Origin of the sequence: Pontibacter aquaedesilientis, from assembly GCF_014773225.1 — a bacterium.
GTDB lineage: Bacteria > Bacteroidota > Bacteroidia > Cytophagales > Hymenobacteraceae > Pontibacter > Pontibacter aquaedesilientis.
On sequence record NZ_JACXAJ010000011.1, the window covers coordinates 37,960 to 50,709 of the forward strand.

Consider the following 12,750-nt stretch of genomic DNA (forward strand, 5'->3'; position numbering starts at 1 on the left):
CCGCGCATGTTACTACTGGAGCAATTCGAAAACCTGACGCTGCACCCCAAAAACGCAGCCAGGCTAAAAGGACTCGTCCTGCAGCTGGCCGTGCAGGGAAAACTGACAGAGAACTGGCGCAGGCAAAATCCTGACGTAGAGCCTACCACTGAACTGATGAAGCGCATTGAAGCAGAGAAGTTGGTGCAATCAAAAGGTAAGAAATTAAAGGATAAAAATTTAAAGCCAATTTCAGCTGATGAGCCATCGCATGACCTGCCTAAAAGCTGGTTATGGTGCAGGCTAGGTGAAATAATACATATTTCCTCTGGTAACGGATTAACAGCTAGGGATATGGCAGCTGAAGGCACTATACCTGTTTATGGAGGGAATGGCATAAATGGCTATCACAACACTTACAATGTAGAGGAGCAAACTATAGTAATTGGTAGAGTAGGTTTCTATTGTGGAAGCATACACTTAACTCAAACAAAGGCTTGGGTAACAGATAATGCTTTTATTACAACTTTCTCAAAGCAGAATATTCACCGAGACTTTCTAGTTTGGCTTCTCAAGGCAACTAATTTAAAAGAAGATGAAAATGCTACTGCACAACCAGTAATATCTGGCAAGAAAGTTTATCCTATTCTGATTGCGCTCCCTCCCCTTGCCGAGCAGGAAGCCATTGTGGCGCGGGTGGAAGTGCTAATGCAGAAAATAGAGGAGCTGGAGATGTAAGCTTCCCCGTATTTTAGGCCATTGTAAAGTTGGTTTTTCAAGTTACAATTTCCTCCAATAATTCCACCGGTGTTCTGAAATTCAGTGCCTGATGCGGCCGGTGGTGGTTATAGTCCTGCATCCACTCCTCGCTCTTCTGCCGCACCTCGGCAAGGGTCTTGAACACGTAGGCGTTTAGCAATTCTCTTCTGATACTGCCGTTGCAGCGCTCGATATAGGCGTTTTGCGTCGGCTTGCCTGGCTGAATAAAGACCAGCCTCACCTTGTTCTCTCTGCACCAGTCCTCGAGTTTGTGGGAGATGAACTCCGGCCCGTTGTCGACGCGAATCATCTCGGGTAGCCCCCTGAACTCTTTCAGGTACTCGAGCACTCTTATCAGCCGCAGGGCAGGTATGGACAGGTCCGCCTCCATGGTGAGAATCTCGCGGTTGTAGTCATCGACAATGTTGAGCAGCCTGAACTTGCGGCCATCCCAGAGGCTGTCACTCATAAAATCCACCGACCAAACCTGGTTGATCCTCTCGGGCTGAAACAGGGCCTGCTTGACGCGCGCCGGCAATCTTTTCCGGTGCCTTCTCCTGATATTGAGCTTCAGCTGGCTGTAGACCCGGTATACCCGTTTGTGGTTCCATCCGTGGCCCATCCTCCTGATGCGGTGGAAGCATTGCCAGAACCCGATCGAGGGATGCTTCTCCACCAGCAGTTGCAGCTGCTCCTCCACGAGGCTGTCGTCTTTCTCCACCGGCCTGTACTCGTAGCTGCTTCTGGCCACACCTGCGGCCTTGCAGGCCTGACGAACGCTTACCCCGTGCTCCTCCACCATGAACCCTGCCAGCGCCTTTTTCTCGTCAGGCCCTAAAGCTTTTTTTCAACCGCGTCCTTGAGGGCGTGGTGCACCAGCGAGAGCTCGGCGAACATCTTCTTGAGGCGGGCGTTCTCCTCCTCAAGCTCCTTCATCCGCTTGAGTTCCTTTACCTCCAGGCCTCCGTAGCGCTGGCGCCACTTGTAGAAGGCTGCGGTGCTGACACCCAGCTCCCGGCAGAGTTCCTGGGCGTTGCGGCCCTGCTCATGCTCCTTGAGGGCCTTGATGATCTGCGTCTCTGTGAATCTTGTCTTTTTCATTCCATCTAAAGTTAAACATTTTGTCAACTTCTAAATGGCCAACTTTCAGGGAAGTCTACAGAGAAACAAACTTCGGAACGCATACAACTGAAACAGCAATTAGGAACCGCTGCCTTACAACAATTAACAACCGCCACAGACGAAGAACTAGAGCAAAATTGGCTTTTCCTGAAGCAGCACTTCCACACCATGTTTGATGAAGCCGCGAACGTAAAAAAACTCCGCGAAACCATCCTCCAGCTGGCCGTACAAGGGAAACTTACCGCCACCTGGCGCACCCAAAACCCCACCACCGAACCAGCCTCCGAACTCCTGAAACGCGTTCAGGCTGAAAAGGCGCAACTGGTAAAGGACAAAAAAATTAAAAAGGAAAAACTGCTGGATCCGATTTTAGAGGTCGATGTGCCTTATACTTTGCCTGAAGGTTGGGTGTGGAGCAGGTTTGGTGATTTATTGTTAGATATTGAAGCTGGTAAAAGCCCAAGCTGCAATCCACAAGAGGCAAATCTTGATGAATGGGGTGTGATCAAAATTAGTGCAGTATCATGGGGAGAGTTCTTAGACAGAGAAAATAAGAAGTTACCACCATCTGTGCTTCCATTCAAAGACAAAGAGATTATGCCTGGAGATTTTATTATGTCCCGTGCTAATACTGCTGACTTGATTGCAAGAAGTGTAATAGTTGGAGATTCGGTTCGTTCGAAGCTGCTATTAAATGATAAGACGTAAAGGGTTCGCTTCCAATCTAATACAGTCAAAGCTTACTGTAACCTGTTTAACAATTGTTCAGTTGCAAGGGCCTATTATAAAGAAGTAGCTTCAGGAACTAGCGACTCAATGAAAAATATAGGGAGAGAGCAGATTAAAGATTTGCTTATACCTCTACCTCCCGAAGTTGAACAGCAAGCTATATTCAGCAAAGTGGATCAACTGATGCAGCTTTGTGGTAAACTGGAGCAGCATATTCAGCAGTCAAAGGAAGAGGCAGAGGCGCTAATGAAAGCGGTTATGCAGGAAGCTTTGCAGGTGCAAGAGGAGGTTATCTTTTAACTAAACCTAGAAAATCTAAATGCGAATAACAAAAAGAGTAAAATCAGAATTATTAGGTTTCCTTTTGAAGGCTCCTAATGCTTTTGGTGAGTTTGATGAAAATGAAGGAATTATACCTTTTCTCAATGAAATTTGGGATTTGAGGGCGATGCCTTCTACTGATGAAAGGTTCCAAGATGCATATAGAGATATTTATCATCATACGATTAATAATGATGATTGGAGTTTAGAATATCTTTTTATTGATCGGCTAAATTTATTGGAGGATGATGAAAGCTTCAAGAAGTTTATAGAGACAATTGTAAATCCTAGGTACAAAAAAAGTGAAGATGAAATTTTCACTTTTGTAGCAAGCATAAATAAGTATTTGGGAAAAGGCAAACTACAATTAGCTATAACAGCTTACAACGAAGACAACCTACCAATTTACTCCCTACAAACAAAGGAAGATGTTGATGACTTACCTGCTCATATAAAATTAAATGACTATCCATTTTATGTAGTCAAAACACCTAAGAGTAGGTCAAAGTACAAAAGCTCCCATTCTAATCCCCCTACTACTCCTGCTTTTGTACTTGTCTTTAATGATGGATGGAATGATTTTAGTGTATGGTCAGAATTTTCATTATTTTACTATAATGATGGTGATACATGTGAGTACATCGGGGATACTAAAATAATCTTTAAAGAAGAGTTGAATACCCCCGAGTTTATTCCTGATGAGTTTAATAGACTAACACGAGACTTTTGCTCACTTGGTCAAGAAGTTAGCTATTATCACAACCTTCAAAATTCTGTAGAGAGAGACTTTGAGAGTGTTCTTTACGCATTAAGAGATGCAGCTTTCTTCCCTCAAATTCAAGAAGCGTTCGAAGAACAAGGAAATTTTGTAAACTCACTTGTTAGAGATGATAAGGCTGAGAGGTTATTAAGAGAAGCAAAACATATTATAACTAATGGAGATAATTCATCCGAGTTATACAATTTTACTTATACTTTTAAACCAGCATTTTCAGATACACCTGTTGATGTCAATTTTGGATTCAATGCAGACTCTTCGACACCTAGCAGAATTTATGGCCTGATTGGTAAAAATGGTACTGGGAAAACTCAATTAGTTACTTCTTTGCCAAACAAGATAGCAAAAAGAGAGGATGGTTTCTTTTCCCCAAAAGCACCTCTTTTTAGTAAAGTAATAGCCATATCTTATAGCATCTTCGATAGATTTGAAATACCTCAAACAACAGCATCTTTCAACTATATTTATTGTGGTTTACGCAACGAGAAAGGAGAATTTGTTTCTGAGGAGATTCTGGTAGAGCGCTTTCATAAAACTTGGAAGAGAATTGAAGAATTAAAGCGCATCAATAAATGGAGAAAAATTCTCCTAAATTTTATTGATGAAGAGTTGGTGAATCAATTTATAGTGGAGCGAGATGAAATTGAATTTCGAACAAACAAATATGAAGTTAAGATAAGTGGTTTTAACATTATCAAAAACATACTAAGTTCAGGTCAGAGCATTTTACTATATATTATATCTGAAATTGTCGCGCACATTCGATATGACTCTCTATTAATCTATGATGAACCAGAAACTCATTTACATCCAAATGCAATTACACAGCTAATGAACACTATTTATGAGCTTGTAAATGAATTTGAGTCTTATTGTATCATAGCCACACATTCACCGCTTGTAATTAGAGAATTATTCTCTAGAAATGTGTATGTCATTGAAAGGCACGGCGACATTCCATCTATACGGCTTATAGGAATTGAATCATTTGGTGAGAACTTAACGACCCTTACTGATGAGGTCTTTGGAAATAAAGATGTTGACAAACAATATAAGATGATAATTCAGAATCTTGTTAATGACGGTGCATCTTATGATAGTATTGTCTCAACTCTGTCATCTAATGATACTCCTTTAAGTCTTAATGCACGATTGTATATCAAAAGCCAAATAAAAGTAAGAAATGAGAACGCTTAATTTCTACGATGAAGACGCTTTTGATTTTTATGAAGATGTCATCAAGAGCAAAAGGAATTCAAAAGATGATCCACATTATAAGCAGCGAGTATCCTCCCACAATGAGACAATAAAGCTACTATATTCTAATTATGACAGAAATTTTGGCCGCAATTCACTGCAGTTACTATCCAAGCATGGTTTCGCTGGGAGTGATAAAGAGGATCTTCATAGACTTTATTCCTACAAAGCAAAAAAATTTCAGAGTCTCAAAATAAAATTAACAACTACAGAATCAAACAAGAAGTTAAGCACCTGTCAAAATTGTACAATAGGTGAGGTAAACTCATTTGATCATTTCGTGCCTCAGGAAGAATTTGCGGAGTTTGTAGTAAACCCTAAAAATCTTTTCCCAAGCTGTACTAAATGTAATGGGTATAAGAGCACCGCTTGGCGTAATGGAAATAAGAAGCTTTTCCTAAATTTATATCTTGATTCTTTACCAGAAGAACAATATCTATTTGTAAATATTATAAATGGTAATGGATCAATAGAAACGGAATTTTATTTAGCTAACACTAATGGTATTGACCAGGAGTTGTACGAATTAATTCATAATCACTATATTAAACTACACCTGTGCCCTAGATTTAGTGAAAATGCTGATACAGTAATAACTGAATTAGAAAATAGTATTAAAAATATAGCTAAAAAACTTCCTAAGAATGAAGTAATAGAAACCATTGTTGAAACAGCTTCAGATAATAAAGTAGCTTTTGGTCATAACTATTGGAAGTCTGTTTTAGAAATCGCCTTAGTCAGAGATGCTACTTTCATGAATACGTTCGAGTGGAGCAATTAAATTTTGTTTAAAAACGGGAGCCGCAGCAAGATCAAAACAGATATTGTCATCAATAAGGATAGAGATGATTGTGTGGTACTGGACACCAAATGGAAAAACCTAAATGGCTATAATCCTTTCCCCGATGACCTGCGACAGATGTATGTGTATCACCAGTATTACAATGCCAAGAAAGTCGCTTGGTGTATCCCAATACAAACTATAACTTAAAAAGCGGCAAATACCTCGACCAAGATAACGGAAAAGAAACAGACAAGGAATGTAGCGTACTCTCACTTCCTGTTCTGCATAGAATTGATTTATGGCAGAAGTCTATTTATAAAGAAGTAAAAGATTGGTTGATACTCCCGTTTTTAATTAAAGGCTCCGATCCTTAAACATCCAGAAACTAACATGCCGTTAATACTACTAATTGTAGCCGCCGTTGGCTACTTCCTATTCAAGTGGAATAGTAATCAAAAAGCAAAGACTCACCTAACGCAACTACTGTCTATTAATCTGCTAGATATAGAAGCAGCAGTTGCGGTGTTTGAGGAAAATATCAATCATAGGCTTGGCTATTTTACCAACTCCAAACTGGAAGCATGGTTAGCTATTTATCAAGAGCTATACAACTCTCTAAATGGTAAATCAATTGAGAAAGCCAAGCTAGAGCATAAAAGCACAGTAGGGGTGAAAAAGTTTCTTGACTATTACAAAAATGCACAAATTAACAGGAGCAAGCATAATGCTGCCTTTGTTAAACAAGAACTTAACACCTACAAAGACTTCTTTGACACAGCCGCTGGCAAGCCGCTTGACCTGCAGCAAAGAACCGCCATCGTGGAGGACGAGGATGCCAACTTGGTGATTGCCGGGGCAGGCTCGGGTAAAACCATGACCATTGTGGGCAAGGTGAAGTACCTGGTGGAGCGCTACAAAACAGATCCGGAGAACATCCTGCTTATCTCTTTTACAAGAAAGTCGGCCGTCACGCTGGCCTCCCGCTTAAAAGCGGAAGGGGTGATTGCGAAAACCTTCCATAGCTTGGGTATCGACGTGATCAAGCAGGTTGAGGAAAAGCGCCCGTCCATCTTCGAAGAGCAGCAGTTTAAACCCTTTATCAAGAAGACATTCATTGAACTAATTGAACAGGAAGAGTACTTAGCTTCAGTTACAGACTACTTTACCAACTTTCTGAAGCCTGTTAAAAACCAGTTTGATTTCAAGAATCAGGGCGAGTACATCCAGTACATCAAGGACCAGAATTTCAGGACCTACAAAGCACACACAACCTCCAATAACGGCAGGACTACCCACCGAATGGAGATAGTCAAAAGCATTGAAGAGTGCCGGATCGCCAACTTCCTGCTCTTCAACGGGATCAACTATGAGTATGAGTACCCCTACGAGTTTGAAACGGCCACATCAGACAAACGACAATACAAGCCTGATTTCACCATTCTTCAGGATGGCAAGCGGGTTTACTTAGAGCACCAAGCAATTTCCAGGGATAACAGCGTGCCCCCCTTCTTTGCGAAAAGAGATGAAACGCAGGAGCAGGCGAACCAGAAGTACTGGAGCAAAATCAACTGGCAACGGGATGTCCATAAGCAGAACAGAACCCGAATGATAGAGACCTACAGCTACGAAATGTTTGATGGCACCTGGGTTGACAGTCTCACAGAGAAGCTGCAGGATGCCGGAATAAAGCTGTCTCCAAAGTCGCTTCAAGAGATCTGGGCAATCATCAACTATACTGCTGGCGAGGAGGTGGATGGCTTCATAACGCTGTTCCAGACATTCATCACCCTCATGAAGTCGAACAACTACACCATAAGTGATTTAGTCGAACGCAACGGATCAGTGAAGGATGAAATGTTGGCTGAAAGGAACAGGCGCTTTATTCAGATTATAAAGCCCATCTTAGAAAGGTATGAAGCATACCTGGCTGAAAGGCAAGTGATAGATTTCAGCGACATGATCAATAGAGCCACGGACTATATTGCTGCCGGCGCTTACCAAAAGAAGTTTGACTATATCATCATCGATGAGTTTCAGGACATCTCCATTGGCCGCTATAAACTGATAAAGGAGTTAAGGGACACTAACCCTGGATGCAGGCTGTTCTGTGTGGGCGACGACTGGCAATCCATTTACCGTTTCACGGGCAGTGATATTACCCTGTTCAAGGACTTTGAGCGATACTTCGGGTATTGCATCAAATCAAAGATAGAGACCACCTACCGCTTCTGCAATCCGCTTATTAACCTGTCAAGCGAATTCATACTCAAAAACGACAGCCAAACCGCCAAATCTCTCAGACCTGCGTTTCCAGATAAGATGACCAACTACAACCTTGTCTACGCGCCTTCTGGCGACCAAGGGGATGCGATAGCGTTAAAGAATATCTTCGATGAGCTGCAGTCTAAACATGTTGATTTAGACAAAAAGTCCATCTTCATACTTGGCCGGTACAGCTTTGATCTAAGGAGATTGGAGGAAAAGAACAGTGCCTTTAACATTAAGCGAAACATATCAGTCACGGAGGTTGAAGCAGGTCACGAATTTAGGCGTGAGGCGGACATCGTAGATTACAGTCCCATTGGCAGGCCGAAGGTTAAGGCTGAGTTCCTGACGGTGCACAAATCAAAGGGACTTGAAGCGGATATTGTGATTATTATTAATTGCAATTCAGGCAGACATGGTTTCCCTTCTGAGATGTCGGACGATCAGGTGCTTAACCTATTGCTGAGTGATGCTGACCAATACGAGAACGGCGAAGAGAGACGCCTGTTTTACGTGGCCATGACCAGAGCCAGGGAGCGGGTTTATTTTGTGGCAGACGAGACATACAAGTCTAAGTTTATCACCGAACTGGAAGCAGGTAAAAAGGATAAGAAGGTAAAAAAGTGTCCGGACTGCAAAACCGCTGACTTAGTTGTGAAGAAGAAAGGTGTCGCAAAAAACGGGAATCTCTACACGTTCTGGGGCTGCACAAACTTTCTCTACGGCTGTGACTATTCAAAAACGGAGTGGGACAATAAGACAGAAAGGGACAGGACTATAAGTAAGGCTTGAAATTACAAGAGCCTTTGTACTTAATAAAATTTTATAAAAAGCACCAAGATTTGAAAGAAGCCTTCTGCTGAAATCAAAAGGTTTAAGGCGTTGAGCTAAATTTGTGATAACAGCTATTTAGGTCGAAGTTGTGAACACCATCATACAGCTAGATCATGCCTTCAGAAAATGTATACAAATTGTATGCAAATGAAAAAAGCACTTACAAGTTTTACCTCGTAAGTGCTTGATTTTCAGTGGGCCCACCTGGAATCGAACCAGGCACCTACTGATTATGAGTCACAACCCCCATTTATCACTTGTTATCATATATTCTCAAATTATCTCAAAATCAACTATTTAGACACTGCTAAATATCTTTAATTATCTTATATTTGCCTTTGTTAACATGAAATATGTGCAAATCATGTGCAAATCACATTTAAGATGATTCTGTATGAAAGGCGTCACCACCTCCATTTTTTTTGATAACCGCCGATCTTTAAAAGATGGGACTTATCCCGTTAAACTTCGGATAACTTATAAAGGCAAAAGGAAATACTATCCTACACCTTATAGCTTTACTCAAGAAGTCTTTGACAAAGCTCTCTCTTCAAAGCCAGGAAAGGAACTAAAAGACTGTAAACTGGCGCTGCAGGCGATAGAGTATAAGGCAAATCAGATCATCGACAAACTCTCCAGCTTTTCTTTTAGTGAATTTGAAAAGCGCCTGCTCAATAACTCTGTGAGTAATGAAGTATTTTCTGCCTATGACCTCACCATAGCTAGACTTAACGAGGAGGGCAGGGCTGGCACAGCAGACAGCTATCAAAGCGCACGCAATTCACTCTGGTGCTTTAGCCACAGAAAAGCTTTTACAGAGAGAAAAGGGGTTTCTACAAAGGAGGTTGAAGCCAGAAAGGAAGCCATGAAGCGCTATACCCCTCTCCCATTTACCGACATCACTCCGCAATTCCTGCGTGATTATGATCAATGGATGAAAGAGGGTGGCCGTTCTTCAACGACCATCGGCATGTACCTAAGAACCCTAAAAGCCCTTTTCAATGATGCCATTGCTTCAGGGGATGTCAACCCCGATCTATATCCTTTCGGAAGAAGAAAATATCTAATCCCCTCTGGAGAGAACATAAAGAGAGCCCTCACAAAGGCTGATATAACAAAAATCATCAAATACGAGCCTTCCTCAGACAGTGAGGCTCGCGCTAGAGATTTATGGGTATTCTCTTACCTATGCAACGGAATAAATGTAAAAGATATAGCCCGTTTAAAGTATAAGCAAATCGGGGAAAGCTCCATCAGCTTTGTCCGCTCCAAGACGGAACGCACCACTCGCCAAAAACTCAAAACAGTCGTTGCCGCTTTGAAACCACGGGTACAGCAAATCATTGAAAAATGGGGAAATGAGCCAGTATCTCCTGAAACCTATGTATTCCCGATACTTTGTAGTGACCTCACACCTAAAGAGGAATTGGCCAAGGTTAGGCAAGCCACCAAAACCATCAATTCATATTTACATCGGATTGCCGAGGCTGTAGGGATTGAGAAGCATCTGACGACTTATACCGCACGGCATTCATTCTCAACTATACTAAAGAACTCCGACACACCTATAGCTTTTATTTCTGAATCCCTAGGTCATAGCAGCGAGAAGACAACCCAGCATTACTTAGATTCTTTTGATGACAGTACTAGGCATGAAATCATTGATAAGTTAACAGACTTTCTAGATGAGTAAACTACTCTAAAATAAATTTTTTATATTTTCTGGCAGCCCAACCTATCACGTTTATTAATTGATAATCAATTATTTAAAATTCATAATCTTGGCTTAGCAATTCCGCTTACATCCTTTCCAAAAAAATACAAGAACGTTTGGGTATAGTGCCCTGTTTAGTAGTAAGAGCATTGATACATGCTACTATGTATAGGTACAATAATCCAATGCGATCGGATTCTACCGCCCCTCAATAAGTATCATTCAATAAGCAGAGTGCATTTTTTATTCTTTAATTCTAGCAGAATGCAGAATTATCACGAAGTGCTTGAAAGGCTCCAAACAATAGAGCAGGCACTATTATGTCAAAAAATTTATTTAAAACCAGTACTGAACCTAAAAGAGGCCAGCAGATACATGGGAGTGAGCGATAGCTTCCTTTACAAGTTAACTAGCGCGAAGGCAATTGCTCACTCTCGCCCAAATGGTAAGTTATTATTTTTTAAAAGAGAGGTTTTGGATGCTTGGATGCAAAGCAATCCGCAAAGAACTAAAAATGAGATAACACAAGAGGCTATGAGAAGCATAGTAGGGAAAGGAGACCAGAAGAATGGATAAGAACGCCATGCTCCTGCCTCAATTACATCAACAGGTAGAGAATCTTCCCATGTTTCCAGAAGAGATTTATAACTTTATCACTCCATTCCTTAAAAAAGTAATAGAACGAATTCCTCCTGGCCATCAACGGGATGCTTGCTTCCTGAGCACGCTCGCTTTATTAAGCGGTTGTATGCCAGGAGTGCGTGGGGTGTATGACCAAAGGATTTGCCATGCTAACTTCTTTTCGATGATTCTTGCCCCATTTGGTAGCGGGAAAGGCCCTTTGGATGAAATTAGGTTATTAGGAAATACTTATGATGATCACTTGGCAAAGACTAGCACAGACCCTAAAACCCCATCTCGACTCTTTGCATCTGCTGATGCGAGCACTGCAGGGATAAGGGAACACTTAACTATCTCAGATGGCAGAGGTATAATTTTTGAGACTGAGGCAAAAGCCTTAGCAAACAGTTTTAAGCAAGATTGGGGAAACTTTAGTGATAACCTATGCAAGGCTTTTCATCATGAGACAATCAGCTCTACACGCAAGGATGAATACTACAACATTCCAAGCCCCAAGATGTCTGTCGTGCTCTCTGGTACACCTGGAGCATTTCGGTTGCTCTTCCCTTCCCCTGAGGATGGATTATTTAGCAGGTTTGCCTTTTACAATTTTGTCGCAACACCAAATTGGCGGGATGTTACACCTATCGATGGGATACCTAATCTTACGGATTATTATACTAATCTAGGAAAGTTCATTGCAGAGCTTGCTGTGGCCACAGAGGTAAATCCTTCACATTTTACCTTGACCAAGGAGCAGTGGGTCATTTTTAATGATATATTCTCTGCATGGCATGATCAAACAGCATTGCTTTTTGGAAATGATAGTCTTGGTATCCCCAGACGAGTAGGCCTCATAGCATTCCGTATAGCAATGACACTTTCTACAATTCGGAGATTTGACGAGGGAGACCCTAAAACACTAAGACAGGAATTCACCTGCCATGACGATGACTTTTATATAGCTATGGATATGGCTAAGGTGTTGCATGAGCATGCTTATTACCTCTATAATCAATTTCCGGACACCAAGGCCACTGAGAGGAATCACCCAGTCTATAAGCTTCTGGCAAAATTACCAGATAAATTCACGAGAGGACAGGCTTTATCCATAGTGGAGGATATGGGTTTCCATGGAAGCAGTACTGCTAACTACCTGAAACGCCTTGAAAATGAGGGATTGACTGAATGGCTGAAGCAAGGTCATTACAGAAAGACTGTGTCGGACGACTTCAAAACGGAACCGGGAGCTAAAAGGAAAGTAGTAACAAGGAATTAAAGTTTATACTACTTGCAAATGTTATAAAACGTGTAAAAGTACAGAATGTCACTCCAGCACATGGGATGTTTTGTACTTTTTACACGTTTTACATGTTTTGCAACAGCAATTTTTCAAGCTGTAAGTTTTAGTGTTTTCCTCTCAGACTAACTATACATCAGTTGATATTTCAATTTTGAGAAACTACCTATCTGAGGAAAAGCCGCAGCCATACTGTTATCACTTTGTTTATTTATCAGTCTAATCATATACCCATACAGTCCGTGGTAATCTAGCTAGGCGAGAAGGGACAGAGAATCCCACAGTAG

General features: G+C 41.5%; 11 protein-coding genes. 10 read left to right on the forward strand and 1 reads right to left on the reverse strand.

The window, feature by feature from the left end:
* Positions 1–6 precede the first annotated feature (6 nt).
* Positions 7–717 carry a restriction endonuclease subunit S gene (locus H9Q13_RS16650; protein WP_191184946.1) on the forward strand — a complete coding sequence of 237 codons (711 nt, stop codon included), beginning with the start codon at positions 7–9 and terminating at the stop codon, positions 715–717.
* Between the two features lie 37 nt (positions 718–754).
* Here H9Q13_RS16650 and H9Q13_RS16655 read toward each other — a convergent pair.
* A protein-coding gene (locus H9Q13_RS16655; RefSeq protein WP_224744358.1) for an IS3 family transposase occupies positions 755–1,839 on the reverse strand; the annotation gives its coding sequence in 2 pieces (ribosomal slippage) (positions 755–1,578 and positions 1,578–1,839; 1,086 coding nt in all).
* A gap of 189 nt (positions 1,840–2,028) precedes the next feature.
* On the opposite strand from H9Q13_RS16655, the gene H9Q13_RS16660 reads away from it, so the two are divergent.
* From H9Q13_RS16660 to H9Q13_RS16700, 9 genes are all read left to right on the forward strand, one after another.
* The gene (locus H9Q13_RS16660; protein WP_191184947.1) at positions 2,029–2,568 is read left to right on the forward strand and encodes a restriction endonuclease subunit S domain-containing protein; all 540 of its coding nucleotides are present in this window, start codon (positions 2,029–2,031) and stop codon (positions 2,566–2,568) included.
* A 108-nt stretch (positions 2,569–2,676) separates the two neighbouring features.
* Positions 2,677–2,889 carry a restriction endonuclease subunit S gene (locus tag H9Q13_RS16665; RefSeq protein ID WP_191184948.1) on the forward strand — a complete coding sequence of 71 codons (213 nt, stop codon included), beginning with the start codon at positions 2,677–2,679 and terminating at the stop codon, positions 2,887–2,889.
* Positions 2,890–2,908: 19 nt separating this feature from the next.
* Positions 2,909–4,885 (forward strand): AbiJ-related protein, encoded by a 1,977-nt coding sequence (locus tag H9Q13_RS16670; RefSeq protein ID WP_191184949.1) that lies wholly within the window; start codon positions 2,909–2,911, stop codon positions 4,883–4,885.
* Entirely contained in the window at positions 4,872–5,726 is an 855-nt protein-coding gene (locus H9Q13_RS16675; RefSeq protein WP_191184950.1) for a hypothetical protein, read from the forward strand. Before H9Q13_RS16670 ends, H9Q13_RS16675 begins: the two co-directional genes overlap by 14 nt.
* A gap of 3 nt (positions 5,727–5,729) precedes the next feature.
* Positions 5,730–5,936: a 5-methylcytosine restriction system specificity protein McrC gene (locus tag H9Q13_RS18275; protein WP_191184951.1), complete on the forward strand. Its 207-nt coding sequence runs from the start codon at positions 5,730–5,732 to the stop codon at positions 5,934–5,936.
* A gap of 462 nt (positions 5,937–6,398) precedes the next feature.
* The gene (locus tag H9Q13_RS16685; RefSeq protein ID WP_191184952.1) at positions 6,399–8,786 is read left to right on the forward strand and encodes a UvrD-helicase domain-containing protein; all 2,388 of its coding nucleotides are present in this window, start codon (positions 6,399–6,401) and stop codon (positions 8,784–8,786) included.
* Between the two features lie 436 nt (positions 8,787–9,222).
* Positions 9,223–10,521, forward strand: coding sequence for a site-specific integrase (locus tag H9Q13_RS16690; RefSeq protein ID WP_191184953.1), 1,299 nt, complete (start codon positions 9,223–9,225; stop codon positions 10,519–10,521).
* A 285-nt stretch (positions 10,522–10,806) separates the two neighbouring features.
* Positions 10,807–11,118, forward strand: a complete 312-nt coding sequence (locus H9Q13_RS16695; protein WP_191184954.1) for a helix-turn-helix domain-containing protein — start codon at positions 10,807–10,809, stop codon at positions 11,116–11,118.
* Positions 11,111–12,442, forward strand: coding sequence for a DUF3987 domain-containing protein (locus H9Q13_RS16700; RefSeq protein ID WP_191184955.1), 1,332 nt, complete (start codon positions 11,111–11,113; stop codon positions 12,440–12,442). Before H9Q13_RS16695 ends, H9Q13_RS16700 begins: the two co-directional genes overlap by 8 nt.
* The last annotated feature ends 308 nt before the right edge of the window (positions 12,443–12,750 follow it).

Coding starts and splice junctions, on each gene's coding strand:
- H9Q13_RS16650 (WP_191184946.1), top strand. CDS start 7: ATGTTACTACTGGAGCAATTCGAAAACCTGACGCTGCACCCCAAAAAC.
- H9Q13_RS16660 (WP_191184947.1), top strand. CDS start 2,029: ATGTTTGATGAAGCCGCGAACGTAAAAAAACTCCGCGAAACCATCCTC.
- H9Q13_RS16665 (WP_191184948.1), top strand. CDS start 2,677: ATGAAAAATATAGGGAGAGAGCAGATTAAAGATTTGCTTATACCTCTA.
- H9Q13_RS16670 (WP_191184949.1), top strand. CDS start 2,909: ATGCGAATAACAAAAAGAGTAAAATCAGAATTATTAGGTTTCCTTTTG.
- H9Q13_RS16675 (WP_191184950.1), top strand. CDS start 4,872: ATGAGAACGCTTAATTTCTACGATGAAGACGCTTTTGATTTTTATGAA.
- H9Q13_RS16690 (WP_191184953.1), top strand. CDS start 9,223: ATGAAAGGCGTCACCACCTCCATTTTTTTTGATAACCGCCGATCTTTA.
- H9Q13_RS16695 (WP_191184954.1), top strand. CDS start 10,807: ATGCAGAATTATCACGAAGTGCTTGAAAGGCTCCAAACAATAGAGCAG.
- H9Q13_RS16700 (WP_191184955.1), top strand. CDS start 11,111: ATGGATAAGAACGCCATGCTCCTGCCTCAATTACATCAACAGGTAGAG.